Source organism: Achromobacter marplatensis (genome assembly GCF_049060505.1).
Taxonomy (GTDB): domain Bacteria; phylum Pseudomonadota; class Gammaproteobacteria; order Burkholderiales; family Burkholderiaceae_B; genus Achromobacter; species Achromobacter marplatensis_A.
In genome coordinates, this window is the sequence record NZ_JBMGRB010000009.1 from 299,508 (window position 1) to 312,660 (window position 13,153).

Genomic DNA, 13,153 nt, shown 5'->3' on the forward strand with positions numbered 1-13,153 from the left:
AGTGCAGCGACGCACCGGGCCAGGGTTCCGTCCGTTTTTCAATCCCCGGTCTGTTTCGTCTCTCGCCGCCATGTGCCAGCGGGAGGGGGCCCGGACATTCTCGGAACGCCATGTCGCTGATCCTGATCCTCGCTCTGCCGTTTGCCGGCAGCCTGTGCGCCGCGCTGCTGCCCTCCAACGCCCGTAATGCCGAGGCGTGGTTGGCCGGCCTGATCGCCCTGGCCTGTGTGGTTCTGATTGCCAGCCTGTACCCGGAAGTCGCCAATGGCGGCGTGGTCCGGTTCGACATGCCGTGGGCGCCCGCCCTGGGTCTGCAATTCACCCTGCGCATGGACGGCTACGCCTGGTTGTTCGCGTTGATCGTCTCCGGCATGGGCGCGCTGGTGGTCTTGTATGCGCGCTATTACATGTCGCCGGAAGACCCGGTGCCGCGCTTTTTCTCATTTTTCCAGGCGTTCATGGCCGCCATGCTGGGTGTGGTGCTGTCGGGCAACCTCATCCAATTGGTCATGTTCTGGGAAATGACCAGCCTGGCGTCGTTCATGCTGATCGCTTATTGGCATCACCGCCTGGATGCGCGCCGTGGCGCGCGCATGGCGCTGACGGTGACCGGCGCGGGCGGGCTTTGCCTGCTGGCCGGGGTGCTGATTCTTGGCCATATCGTCGGCAGCTACGACATGGACCGCGTCTTGGCGGCGGGCGACCTCGTGCGGGCCGATCCCTGGTATCCGGCCGTGCTGGTGCTGGTGGCGCTTGGCGCCCTGACCAAAAGCGCGCAATTCCCATTCCATTTTTGGCTGCCCAACGCCATGGCGGCGCCCACGCCGGTGTCCGCCTACCTGCACTCGGCCACGATGGTGAAGGCCGGGGTATTCCTGCTGGCGCGTTTCTGGCCGGTGCTTTCGGGAACCGACGAATGGTTCTGGGTCATTGGCGGCGCAGGGCTGATCACGCTGGTATTGGGCGCGTATGCCGCCATCTTCCAGCAAGACATGAAGGGGGTGCTGGCCTATTCCACGATCAGCCATCTGGGTCTCATCACGTTGCTGCTGGGGTTGAACAGCGAACTGGCGCTAGTGGCCGCCATCTTCCACATGATCAACCACGCCACCTTCAAGGCGTCGCTGTTCATGGCCGCGGGCGTCGTCGACCACGAAACCGGCACTCGCGACCTGAGCCGGCTGTCCGGCCTGTACAAGGCCATGCCGATCACCGCCACGCTGGCGATGGTGGCGGCGGCTTCGATGGCGGGGGTGCCGCTGTTGAACGGCTTCCTGTCCAAAGAGATGTTCTTCGCCGAGACCACCTTTGTCAGCGGCGACCGCCTGACCCAGATCGGCCTGCCGCTGATGGCCACGATTGCGGGCGCCTTCAGCGTGGCCTACTCGTTGCGTTTCATCCTGCAGGTCTTTTTCGGCCCGCCGGCTACCGACCTGCCGCGCGCCCCGCACGAACCGCCGCGCTGGATGCTGTTCCCCAGCGCGCTGCTGGTGTTCATGTGCCTGCTGGTGGGGGTGTTGCCCGGCTTGACGGTCGGCCCGTTCCTGGCGACCGCGGCGCAAAGCATCCTGGGCGACAAAATGCCGGAATACAGTTTGGCCGTCTGGCACGGCCTGAACCTGCCCTTGGTGATGAGCCTGGTTGCCACCGCGGCCGGGGTGTTGCTGTACCTGGTGCTGCGCGTGCATCAGCGCGCCAACCCGGGGCGCGTGCCATTCATTTACCGTCTGGATGGCCGCCGCACCTTCGAGTCGCTGCTGGACGGCTCCAGCGTCGCGGCCGCCTGGCTGCTGCGCTGGGTGGCGTCCTCGCGCTTGCAGGTGCAGATGCTGCTGATCGTGCTGGGCACGCTGTTCGTGGCGTGGCTGCCGCTGCGCGCGGGCGGATGGCTGGAAGGCACGGGCCGCATGGCGCCGGTCGACCCCGCTTTCGCGCTGATGTGGCTGGTGGGCGGCGCCTGCGCGCTGGGCGCGGCGTATCAGGCCAAATACCACCGGCTGGCGTCATTGGCGCTGGCGGGCGGCGCGGGCTTGATCACTTGCCTGACCTTCGTGTGGTTTTCCGCGCCCGACCTGGCACTGACCCAACTTTCCGTTGAAGTGGTCACCGTGGTGCTGCTGCTGTTGGGTCTGCGCTGGCTGCCCCGCCGGATCGCGAAGGACGACGAAGAAACCCTCAAGGCCACGCTGCGCGCCCGGGGCCGCCGTCTGCGCGACCTGCTGATGGCCACGGCCGCGGGCGCCGGCATGTCGGCGCTGGCCTACGCGGTGTTGGTGCGCCCGCAAGGCGACACGATTTCGTCCTATTTCGTGGATCGCGCGCTGCCCGACGGGGGTGGCACCAATGTGGTGAACGTGATCCTGGTGGACTTCCGCGGTTTCGATACTTTTGGCGAGATCACGGTGCTGGGCATCGTGGCGCTGACGGTCTACGCGCTGTTGCGCCGGTTCCGTCCGGCCGCCGAAAGCGCCGACCTGCCGCGTCAGCAAAAAGACCAGGACGGCGGGGTGCCGGCGGCGCCGGACATCAAGTCGCTGCTGCCGGAAGGCTCCATGATGGTGCCGACGGTGCTGGTGCGCCTCTTGCTGCCCACCGCCGCGCTGATTTCGGTGTACTTCCTGCTGCGTGGCCACAACCAGCCGGGCGGGGGCTTCGTCGGCGGGCTGATTTTCGCAACGGCCGTCATCCTGCAATACATGGTGGGCGGCGTGTACTGGGTGGAGTCGCGCAGTCGGCTCAACCCGCAGAACTGGATCGGGATCGGCCTGTTGGCCGCCGGCATCGCGGCCGTGACCGCGTGGCTGGCGTACAAGCCGTTCCTGGCCGCGCTGGCCTGGGACGTGGCATTGCCGCTTGTCGGCCACGTCCATCTGTCCAGCGTGCTGCTGTTCGACTTGGGCGTGTACATGCTGGTCGTGGGCTCCACCGTGCTGGTGCTGGTGGCGCTGGCCCACCAATCGCTGCGCGCGCAACGCAAGGCCGCCGCCGAAATCCAGGCGGCCGCCGCACAAACAGGGGAAGCCTGATGGAATTGATCTATGCCGTCGCGATCGGCGTGTTGGCGGGTTCGGGCGTCTGGCTGCTGCTGCGGCCGCGCACCTTCCAGTTCATCATGGGCCTGTCGCTGGTTTCCTATGCTGTGAACCTGTTCATCTTCGGCATGGGCCGGCTTACGTCCGGGCGTCCGCCGGTAGTGGACCCCGCCATGGCGCATGACCCTTCCTGGTACGCCGATCCGCTGCCGCAAGCGCTGGTGCTGACGGCGATCGTGATCGGTTTTGCCACCACGGCGCTTTTCCTGGTTGTGTTGCTGGCCTCGCGCGGCCTCACGGGTACCGACCACGTTGATGGACGGGAGTCCCAATCTTGAGTTTCTGGCTTCAACACCTTCCTGTACTGCCCATCATCACGCCGCTGCTCGCGGGCGCGGCGATGCTGTTGCTGGCCGATACCAGCCGCTACGCGCGGGGCACGATTTCGATGGTCGCCACCTTGGCCCAGCTGGCTGCCGCCATCGCGCTGCTGGCGGTGGCCGGTGGCGGCGTGCCCGGCGTCTGGCCCGGCGGGGTAGGCGTCTACCTGGTGGGCGATTGGCCCGCGCCGTTCGGCATCGTGCTGGTGGTGGACCGGCTGGCCGCCGTCATGCTGACATTGACCGCCGTGTTGGGGCTGGCCACGCTGACGTATGCGCTGGCCCGCTGGGATCGCGCCGGCGTCCACTTCCATTCGCTCTTCCAGTTTCTGCTGATGGGCCTGAACGGCGCCTTCCTGACAGGCGACCTGTTCAACTTGTTCGTCTTCTTCGAAGTGCTGCTGGCGGCGTCTTACGGGTTGCTGCTGCATGGGTCGGGCGTGGCCCGGGTTAGCGCCGGCCTGCAGTACATCGCCGTGAACCTGGTGGCGTCGTTCCTGTTGTTGATCAGCATTGCACTGATCTACGGCGTGACCGGCACGCTGAACATGGCCGACCTGGCCTTGCGCGCCGGCAACCTGACGGGCGCCGAACGCATGCTGTTCGAGGCCGGCGCCGCCATCCTCGGGGTGGCGTTCCTGGTGAAGGCGGGCGCCTGGCCGCTGAACTTCTGGTTGGTTAAGGGTTATGGCTCGGCCGGCGCGCCGATCGCGGCCATGTTCTCCATCATGACGAAGGTCGGCATCTATGCCTTGCTGCGCATCGGGTCGCTGCTGCTGCCGTCCGGCGCGCCGGCGGCATTCAGCCTGGACTGGATGTTCGCGGCCGGCCTTGCCACGCTGCTGTTCGGCGCGTTGGGCCTGCTGGCGACCCAGCAGCTGGAGAAGATGGTGGGCTATTGCGTCATCGTGTCGGCCGGCACGTTGCTGACGGCGCTGGGCATGCCCGGCGTGACGCTGACCGGTCCCGCGCTGTTCTACCTGATCAGCTCCGTGCTGACGACGGGCGCGTTCTTCATGTTGGCCGAACTGATCGAGCGCACGCGCAGCTTCGGGGCCAACGTGCTGGCCGTGACCCTGGACGCCTTCGACCTGGACGATCCCGCGCCGGTGAACCGGTCAGACGACGTGGTCGGCGTGGCAATTCCGGCGGCGATGGCATTCCTGGGGCTGGCGTTCATCTGCTGCGCGCTGCTGGTGACCGGGCTGCCCCCGCTGTCGGGTTTCGTGGCCAAGTTCTCCTTGCTGTCGGCCGCCGTGTCCGCCGCGACGGAATCCGCGCCGCCGTTGGACGCATGGATCCTGGTGGCCGCGGTGCTGGTCTCGGGCCTGGCCGGTCTGGTGGGCCTGGGCCGCACCGGCATCCGCGTGTTCTGGGCCAGCGATGATCGCAGCACGCCGCGCCTGCGCGTGATCGAAGCGGGTCCGGTGGCCGTGCTGCTGTTGCTGTGCGTGGGCCTTGCTGCGGGCGCGGGCCCCGTATCCGCCTATCTGGACGACGCGGCGCGCTCGCTGGATCAACCCAAGTCGTATATCGACGCCGTCATGTCCGCGCAGACCGTCCGCGGCGCCAAGGGAGGAAGCTGATGCGCCGTCTTTACTTCCTTTTCCTGCCGGTTTTCCTGTTCGTCTTGTGGCTGGTGCTGAACGAAAGCCTGTCCGCGGGCCAGATCGCGCTAGGCGCGGCGCTGGCGCTGTGGTTCACGTGGGCGGCCTCGCGCCTGCGGCCGTTGCATGCGCGGCCGCGCCGCCTGTGGAAGGCGGTGCCGCTGTTCCTGCGCGTCACGAAGGACATCATCAAGTCCAACATCGCGGTGGGCAAACTGATCCTGAATCCGCGCCCGAATGATTTTTCACCCGGGTTCATCATGATCCCGCTGACCATGCGCGATCCGCACGGCCTGGCGATGCTGGCTTGCATCGTCACCTATACCCCGGGCACGGTCTGGGTCGACCTGACGCCCGACCACCGCCTGAAGCTGCACGTGCTGGACCTCCAGAATGAAGATGACTGGATCAAGCTCGTGCAGGAGCGCTACGAGCGCCCCTTGATGGAGATGTTTGAATGACTATGAATTCCGCACTGTATTGGGCGGCGTCCTTTGCCCTAGTGTGTTTCGCGCTGGGCATGGTGTTCGCCGCCATCCGCCTCTTGCGCGGCCCCACCGCGCAAGATCGCGTCCTGGCGCTGGACACGCTCTACATCAACGGCATGCTCACCATGCTGGTGTTCGGCATCCGTTCCGGCGCGTCGCTGTATTTCGATATCGCGTTGCTGATCGCGTTGTTCGGATTCGTGGGGTCCACGGCAATGGCCCGCTTCCTGTTGCGTGGCGAGGTGATCGAGCCATGATCGAAACCGCCATCCCTCTGTGGGCCGGCATCCCGGCGTGCATCCTGCTGGCGCTGGGCGGCTTGCTGGCGCTAACCGGATCGGCCGGCTTGTTGCGGTTCCGCACTTTTTACGCGCGCATCCATGCGCCCACGCTGGGCAACACCCTGGGGTGCGGCTGCGTACTGACTGCGTCCATCCTGGTGTTCTCGGCCTTGTCCGCGCGCCCGGTGTTCCACGAAGTGATCATCACGCTGCTGCTGGTCGTGTCGTCGCCCGTCACGGCCATGCTGCTGATGCGCGCGGCCACTTATCGCAACCGGTTGACCAAGGCCGATGCCGACCTGGATGCCCGCTGACACCGGTAACAACCGCCACCGCATGTGAACGCACCCCGCGATGTTGCACTGCGACAGGCGGCGGAACAGGGGCCAGGCGCCCCGGTTTGGTGTGGCGCACGCGCGTCCTCGCGAAGGGGGCGCTTGATACGTAACCTTACGAATTCAAGTTGCTGGACATGTCCCCGACGCCGCATCGTGGGATAGTGGTTGGAAGCAAGCGGCGGGACGCGCAGCTGGTCTTGGCCGCTTACGGTTCAATTCTTTTCAAGGAGCTGGCCATGAACGTACGACCCATGCATACCAAACGCCTTGCAGCAACCCTCTGCGCGGCGGGCTTGATGTTGGCCGCGGGCGCGGTCCACGCGGCAGATGCGATCGGCCGCGCCGCCATCCAGTCCCAGTATGAACAGGACGTGGCAAAGTGCAAAAGCGGCAACACCAATCAGGACCGCGCGACTTGCATGCGCGAGGCCGGCGCCGCGCGCGATGAGGCCAATCGCCAGAATCTGAAGGAAGGCAGCACCAACCAGCATCAGCAAAACATGGTCGACCGCTGCAACCGCCTTCCCGCAGCGTCGCGCCAGGACTGCTTGACGCAGATGAGCTCGCCCACCAATGTGCGCGGCAGCGTCCAGGGCGGCGGGGTGCTTCGTGAAACGGTGATCCAGGTGCCGGCCGGCGAAGTTCCGCCCGCCACCACGGCGCCTGCGCCGGGGATGGCGCCCGCGCCGGGAACGATGCCTGCGCCGGGAACCACGCCTGCGCCGGCCCCTGGCACCATGAACGCCCCGATGCGCCAATAATGGCCGGATAGGGCCGGGGAGAGCGCACAGCCGTCGCTACATTCAGGCAAAATGGCGGCTGTCGCGCGTTTCTCGCCCTAATTCCGTCCTTTATTCACGCATCCCATGTCCGATGTCATCGCCCTGATTTTCGATTTCGACGACACGCTGGCCTCGGACAGCACGTCCGGCTTCCTGGAGAGCATTGGCGTGGACACGGCCTCGTTCTGGAAAGACGAGGTGGATCCGCTGCTGTCCCAGCAAGACTGGGACCCGGTTCCCGCTTACCTCTATAAGATGATCCAGCTGTCGCAGGCAGGCACGCATGGGCTCATCACGCAGCAGCGTCTGAAAGAATGGGGCTCGCGCCTGGAACTGCACGACGGCGTGCCGACGTTGTTCCAGCGCTTGCGAGCGGCGGTGCGCGCCGAACAGCCGCAGGTGCAGCTGGAGTTCTACCTGATCTCAAGCGGCATTGGCGACGTGGTGCGTTCCACGCCCATCGCGCATGAATTCACCGAAATCTGGGCCTCCGAATTCGTCTACGGCGATGACGGCGGCATCGCGTTCCCGCGCCGCATCGTCAGCTTCACCGACAAGACGCGCTATCTGTTCCACATCCAGAAGGGCATCATCGGGCGCGATTTCCGCAACAAACCCTTCGAGGTCAACCGCAAGGTGCCCGAAGACCGCCTACGCGTACCGTTCGACCAGATGGTGTTCGTCGGCGACGGCTACACCGATATCCCGTGCTTCTCGCTGATCCGCCGCGCCGGCGGCTTCGCGTTCGGTGTCTGGGACCCGAAGCATCGCGACAAGCGCAGCCGGGCCTGGGGCTTCATCGAAGAAGGCCGGGTGTCCAACTTGAACCAGGCGCGCTACGACGAGCAGGCAGAGCTGTATCAATGGCTGGAAGAGGCCGTGACCAGCCTGGCCGGCCGCATCGCGCTGAAGTCCCGGGTGTACCGTGGTTGAGGCCGGTCCGCTTGCGCCCGTGCCGCCCTGGACCGAAGAAGACGCCCGCTACATCCGCTTGGCGCTGGAAGAGGCCCAGGCCGCTTACGACATCGGCGAAGTGCCCGTGGGCGCGCTGGTTGTGTCAGCCAAAGGCGAGATCCTGGGCCGCGGCTATAACCGCACCATCATCGACCATGACCCGACCGCCCACGCCGAGATCGTCGCATTGCGCAGCGCGGCGAGGCAGCTGGAAAATTACCGTCTGCCGGGCATCACCGTATACGTCACGCTTGAGCCCTGCGTCATGTGCATCGGCGCCATGCTGCACGCGCGGCTTGCACGTGTCGTGTTCGGCGCCTATGACCCCAAGACCGGCGCCTGCGGCAGCGTGCTGGACGTCGGGTCGGTTCCGAAACTCAATCATCACACTTCAGTCACCGGCGGCGTGCTGGCGGAACCTTGCGGCGACCTGCTGCGTCGGTTCTTCCGTGAACGCCGCGCCAAGGAATCCATCGCATGAACACCCCCAACGCCGCCAAGGCGGGCACGAAAGCAGCCGTCGGCAAGACGGCCGGCAAGGCCGCCTCCAAGCCAGCAGCAAAGCCTGCTGCAAAAAAGACGGCTGCAAAGGTAGCAGCAAAGCCAGTTGCAAAGACGGCTGCAAAGGCAGCGGCAAAATCGGCGATCCCGGCGGCCGCCCACGATCGTGGCCCTCACGGTCCCGCCTGCGACGACGATTGCAGCCACGACCACAGCCAGGACCACGGGCACAGCCACACGCTGCCGGACGCCCGGGGCATCTACCTGATTTCGCCGTCCTCGGCCGTGCGCGACCCGGCCACGGTAGAACTCGCTTGCGAACGCTTGCAACAGCAGGGTTTCAAGACCGCGGTTGATCGCAGCGCCTACGCCGAGCACCAGCGTTTTGCGGGTACCGACACGCAGCGCCTGGCCAGCCTGGCGCGCGCGGTCAAGCAAAAGCTGCCCATCGTCATGGTCACGCGCGGCGGCTACGGCATCGGCCGGCTGCTGCATCAGATTGACTGGAAGGCGATGGCCGACAGCGGCAAGCGCTTCGTCGGCATGAGCGACTTCACCGCCTTCAGCCTGGGCCTGCTGGCGCAGACGGGCGCGGTCAGCTATACCGGCGCCACGGCGGTGGCCGACTTCGGCGGCAAGAAAGTCGACGACCTGACGGAAGCGTTGTTCGGCGAAGTCATGCGCGGCGAACTCGAAATCCTCAGTTTCGAAACGCAAGACGCCGACCCGGTCGATGCGCGCGGCATCCTGTGGGGCGGCAATCTGGCCATGCTGACGTCGCTGCTCGGCACGCCTTACTTCCCGAAAATCCGCGGCGGCATCCTGTTCCTGGAAGATGTAGCCGAGCATCCCTATCGCGTCGAGCGCATGCTGATCCAGCTGTGGCAGGCCGGTGTCCTGGCTAAACAGAAGGCGATCGTGCTGGGGCGCTTCTCGGATTACAAGCTGGCGCCGCATGACAAGGGCTACGACCTGCACGAAGTCGTTGCCTGGCTGCGCAAGACGGTCAAGGTGCCTGTCATCACGGGCTTGCCTTACGGCCATGTGGCCACCAAGGCTACCTTGCCGATCGGGCAGAAGGTGGGCATCGCCACCGAAAAGGGCCTGGCGCATCTGGTGCTGGACGAGCACCACCACTGATCATCGCCTTTGGCGATTCGCCCCCGGCATCCGGCCCCGGCCGGCGCCGGGGGCGTTTTCATTCGGGCCAAGCTTTAAAAATCGGGGCCGCAGCCCCGTTTGCTACACTATCGGGTTTCTCCGCATGCGTCTTCGGACGCCCTCAGACTCAAATACACCGTGATATCCACAGCCAATCTCACCATCCAGTTCGGTCCCAAGCCCCTTTTCGAGAACGTCAGCGTCAAGTTCGGGGAAGGCAACCGGTACGGGCTGATCGGGGCCAACGGGTCCGGTAAGTCTACGTTCATGAAGATCATCGGCGGCGACCTCGAATCGTCCGGCGGGAACGTCTCGCTTGAACCGGGCGTGCGCCTGGGCAAGCTGCGCCAGGACCAGTTCGCGTTCGAAGACCTGCGCGTGCTGGACGTCGTCATGATGGGCCACACCGAGATGTGGGCCGCCATGTCCGAACGCGACGCGATCTACGCGAATCCGGAAGCCACCGAAGACGACTACATGCGCGCGGCCGACCTGGAGGCCAAGTTCGCCGAGTACGACGGCTACACCGCCGAAGCACGCGCTGGCGAATTGCTGCTGGGCCTGGAAATCGCCGTGGACCAGCACAACCTGCCCATGCGCGAAGTCGCCCCGGGCTGGAAGTTGCGCGTGCTGCTGGCGCAGGCGCTGTTCTCGAACCCCGACGTCCTGCTGCTGGACGAGCCGACCAATAACCTGGATATCAACACCATCCGCTGGTTGGAAAACGTGCTCAACGGCTACCAGAGCACGATGATCATCATCAGCCACGATCGCCACTTCCTGAACCAGGTGTGCACGCACATGGCCGACGTGGACTACGGCGAGATCCGCATCTACGCCGGCAACTACGACGACTACATGCTGGCCTCGACGCAGGCGCGCGAGCGCCTGGTGTCCAACAACGCCAAGGCCAAGGAACGCGTCGCCGAATTGCAGGACTTCGTCCGCCGCTTCGCCGCCAACAAGTCGAAGTCGCGCCAGGCCACGTCGCGCCTGAAGCAGATCGACCGCATCAAGGCCGACCAGGTCGTGGTCAAGCCGTCGTCGCGCCAGAACCCGTACATCCGGTTCGAACAGAACAAGGTCATGCACCGCCTGGCCGTCACCGTCGAAAACCTGACCAAGGCCTACGACGCGCCGGTGATCACCAACTTCTCGGCGATGGTCGATGCCGGCGAAAAAATCGCCATCATCGGCGCCAACGGCGTGGGCAAGACCACGTTGCTGCGCCTGCTGGCCACCGAGTTGCAGCCGGACTCCGGTTCGGTCAAGTGGTCCGACAACGCCGACCTGGGCTACATGGCGCAGGACGTCTCGGACCAGTTCCTGCAGACCGACATCAACCTGCTGGACTGGATGGGCGACCATCGCCAGCCCGGCGATGACGACCAGTCGATCCGCTCGGTGCTGGGCCGCCTGTTGTTCTCGGCGGACGATCTGCCCAAGGCGCCCAAGGTGCTGTCCGGCGGCGAAAAGAACCGCATGACCTTCGGTCGCCTGATGCTGGGCCGGCACAACGTCATGCTGCTGGACGAGCCGACCAACCACTTGGACATGGAATCGATCGAATCCCTGCAGTTCGCGCTGGAAAAGTACGAAGGCACGCTGGTCTTCGTGTCGCACGACCGCGAATTCGTGTCGGGCCTGGCTACCCGCGTGATCGAAATCCTGCCCTCCGGCGAGATCATCGACTACCGCGGCGGCTACGAAGACTATCTGGAATCGCGCGGCATCGAAGCCTGATTTTGCGGCGTTGGTCAAGCCACCAGGGCGGTGGCTTGCATGCCGTCAGTCCCACTGATATAGGGCAGGTTGCTCATGTCGGTGCTGCTGCCCATCAAGCCGACGATGGCCGGCGCGCTACGCTGGTACGGCACGTGGGTGACCCGGAATCCCAGCTTGCTGACGGCGTGCTCGCCCGCCAGGTACGTGATGTTGCCGGTGCCGGCCGACCCCATCGTCAGCTTGCCCGGCTTGTTCTCGACGATGATGGGCGCGCCGCTGGCCTTGCCCATTTCCTGCGCGCCCAATCGGGCGATCTGGTCGGGGGCGCCGCCCGGCGGATAGGGCACCACGAATCTGATGGGGCCGTCCTGGGCGATGGCCGGCGCGCTTAGCACGCCGGCCAGCAGGGCGGGCAGCAGGGTGTGCAGCAAGCAAGCGCCGCGTGCGGCTGTCGTGAAAATGCGCATGGTGTTGTCTCCGTTAAGGGCGATGGCGTTCAGACGACGCCTCGGGCTTTCAGCTCGGCAATGCGCGAGACGCTCAGGCCCAGCCGGTCGCGCAGCACGTCGTCGGTGTGCTGGCCCAGTTCGGGCGCCGCGTGCCCCGATGCAATATGGCGTGCGCTATGATCCGGGTAAACCCTGGTGCAAAGCGCGCCCACCCCATCTTTCCAATTCATGTCCCCCACACCCCACACCACGCCCGAGGGTCAGCCCATCGGGACGTTCGCGTTGACCGCGCGTATCGTTTCCATCGCCGTCTTCACCTTCATCTGCTACTTGGCCATCGGTTTGCCGTTGGCCGTATTGCCGGGCTACGTGCATGGCAATCTGGGCTACGGGTCCGTGCTGGCCGGCCTGGCCATCAGCGTGCAGTACGTGGCGACGCTGCTCAGCCGCTCGCACGCGGGCCGCATGGCCGACACGGTGGGTCCCAAGCAAACGGTTGTGATCGGCATGATCGCGTGCGCCGCCAGTGGGGTCTTCCTGCTGTTGGCCTATGCCTTCGAACGCAGCGGCTGGCTCAGCCTGACGGCCATCATCATCAGCCGCCTGGCGCTGGGGTTCGGTGAAAGCTGGGTGGGCACGGGGTCGGCTACCTGGGCGATCGCCCGGGTCGGCCCGTTGCATACCGCGCGCGTTATCTCGTGGAATGGCATCTGCACCTATGGCGGCCTGGCGCTTGGCGCGCCCTTGGGCGTCCAGCTGGAAAAGGAATGGAGCATGGGCGCGCTAGGCGGCATGGTGCTGCTGCTGGGGTTGGTGGGCCTGGGACTGGCGGTATCGCGCGCCGCCGTGGCCATCGTCGGCGGCCACCGGATGGCGTTCAAGAACGTGGTGCTGCGCGTGTTTCCGCATGGTATGGCGCTGGGGTTGGGCTCCGTGGGCTTCGGCACGTTGGCCGCGTTCGTGGCGCTGTACTACGCCAGCTTTTCGTGGGACGGCGCGGCGCACGCGCTCAGCGCCTTCGGCGGCGCATTCATCGGCGTGCGCCTGTTGTTCGCGGGGACCATCACGCGATTTGGCGGTTTCCGCGTGGCCCAGGTGTCGTTCCTGGTGGAAGCGGCCGGGCTATTGCTGCTGTGGCTAGCCCCTAATCCGGCAGCGGCGCTGCTGGGGGCGGCGTTGACCGGCTGCGGGTTCGCGTTGGTGTTCCCGGCGATCGGCGTCGAAGCGGTGGCGCGCGTGCCGGCGGGTAGCCGCGGCGCGGCGCTCGGCGCGTATTCCGCGTTCCTGGACCTGGCCTTGGCGGTAACGGGACCGATCGCCGGCTACATTTCCAGCGGTTATGGTTATCCGCCCATCTTCCTGGCGGCCGCCGCCGCCGTGCTGGCCGGCTTCATGATCGCCTTCAGCCTGCAGCGGCATGCCATGCGACTGCAAACCACGGCGTAAGCCAGGGCT

Annotated in this window: 14 protein-coding genes; 12 read left to right on the forward strand and 2 right to left on the reverse strand. The window is 65.7% G+C overall.

All coding sequences use genetic code 11. From position 1 onward, the window contains the following. Positions 1 to 110: 110 nt before the first annotated feature. The 11 genes from ACI0FO_RS22605 (at position 111) to ACI0FO_RS22655 (ending at position 11,267) form a co-directional block, all read left to right on the forward strand. The gene (locus ACI0FO_RS22605; protein WP_416030350.1) at positions 111 to 3,026 is read left to right on the forward strand and encodes a monovalent cation/H+ antiporter subunit A; all 2,916 of its coding nucleotides are present in this window, start codon (positions 111 to 113) and stop codon (positions 3,024 to 3,026) included. Then, complete coding sequence (locus ACI0FO_RS22610; RefSeq protein ID WP_006227452.1) at positions 3,026 to 3,370, forward strand: Na+/H+ antiporter subunit C; 345 nt, start codon at positions 3,026 to 3,028, stop codon at positions 3,368 to 3,370. The genes ACI0FO_RS22605 and ACI0FO_RS22610 overlap by 1 nt, the downstream gene beginning before the upstream one ends. After that, entirely contained in the window at positions 3,367 to 4,998 is a 1,632-nt protein-coding gene (locus ACI0FO_RS22615; protein WP_416030352.1) for a monovalent cation/H+ antiporter subunit D, read from the forward strand. Before ACI0FO_RS22610 ends, ACI0FO_RS22615 begins: the two co-directional genes overlap by 4 nt. Then, positions 4,998 to 5,480, forward strand: a complete 483-nt coding sequence (locus ACI0FO_RS22620; RefSeq protein ID WP_416030354.1) for a Na+/H+ antiporter subunit E — start codon at positions 4,998 to 5,000, stop codon at positions 5,478 to 5,480. Before ACI0FO_RS22615 ends, ACI0FO_RS22620 begins: the two co-directional genes overlap by 1 nt. 2 nt (positions 5,481 to 5,482) lie before the next feature. Beyond that, the gene (locus ACI0FO_RS22625) at positions 5,483 to 5,764 is read left to right on the forward strand and encodes a K+/H+ antiporter subunit F (RefSeq protein ID WP_416030418.1); all 282 of its coding nucleotides are present in this window, start codon (positions 5,483 to 5,485) and stop codon (positions 5,762 to 5,764) included. Beyond that, complete coding sequence (gene mnhG / locus ACI0FO_RS22630) at positions 5,761 to 6,102, forward strand: monovalent cation/H(+) antiporter subunit G (protein WP_416030356.1); 342 nt, start codon at positions 5,761 to 5,763, stop codon at positions 6,100 to 6,102. Before ACI0FO_RS22625 ends, mnhG begins: the two co-directional genes overlap by 4 nt. Positions 6,103 to 6,362: 260 nt before the next feature. Then, positions 6,363 to 6,887 (forward strand): hypothetical protein, encoded by a 525-nt coding sequence (locus ACI0FO_RS22635; RefSeq protein ID WP_416030358.1) that lies wholly within the window; start codon positions 6,363 to 6,365, stop codon positions 6,885 to 6,887. A 105-nt stretch (positions 6,888 to 6,992) separates the two neighbouring features. Continuing rightward, positions 6,993 to 7,841: an HAD family hydrolase gene (locus ACI0FO_RS22640; protein WP_416030360.1), complete on the forward strand. Its 849-nt coding sequence runs from the start codon at positions 6,993 to 6,995 to the stop codon at positions 7,839 to 7,841. After that, positions 7,834 to 8,343: a tRNA adenosine(34) deaminase TadA gene (tadA, locus tag ACI0FO_RS22645; RefSeq protein WP_310028928.1), complete on the forward strand. Its 510-nt coding sequence runs from the start codon at positions 7,834 to 7,836 to the stop codon at positions 8,341 to 8,343. The genes ACI0FO_RS22640 and tadA overlap by 8 nt, the downstream gene beginning before the upstream one ends. Beyond that, positions 8,340 to 9,503, forward strand: coding sequence for an LD-carboxypeptidase (locus ACI0FO_RS22650; RefSeq protein ID WP_416030362.1), 1,164 nt, complete (start codon positions 8,340 to 8,342; stop codon positions 9,501 to 9,503). Before tadA ends, ACI0FO_RS22650 begins: the two co-directional genes overlap by 4 nt. 159 nt (positions 9,504 to 9,662) lie before the next feature. Further along, positions 9,663 to 11,267, forward strand: coding sequence for an ABC-F family ATPase (locus tag ACI0FO_RS22655; RefSeq protein WP_199196783.1), 1,605 nt, complete (start codon positions 9,663 to 9,665; stop codon positions 11,265 to 11,267). Positions 11,268 to 11,281: 14 nt separating this feature from the next. Here the strand turns inward: ACI0FO_RS22655 and ACI0FO_RS22660 are convergent, their stop codons facing one another. Further along, a complete protein-coding gene (locus ACI0FO_RS22660; protein ID WP_416030365.1) occupies positions 11,282 to 11,716 on the reverse strand; it encodes a tripartite tricarboxylate transporter substrate-binding protein in 435 nt (144 codons plus the stop codon). A 29-nt stretch (positions 11,717 to 11,745) separates the two neighbouring features. Next, positions 11,746 to 11,928: a hypothetical protein gene (locus ACI0FO_RS22665; RefSeq protein WP_416030367.1), complete on the reverse strand. Its 183-nt coding sequence runs from the start codon at positions 11,926 to 11,928 to the stop codon at positions 11,746 to 11,748. Between ACI0FO_RS22665 and ACI0FO_RS22670 the strand changes: the two genes are divergently transcribed. Continuing rightward, positions 11,927 to 13,144: an MFS transporter gene (locus tag ACI0FO_RS22670; protein ID WP_416030369.1), complete on the forward strand. Its 1,218-nt coding sequence runs from the start codon at positions 11,927 to 11,929 to the stop codon at positions 13,142 to 13,144. The two genes, ACI0FO_RS22665 and ACI0FO_RS22670, sit on opposite strands and share 2 nt — an antisense overlap. Positions 13,145 to 13,153: the final 9 nt, after the last annotated feature.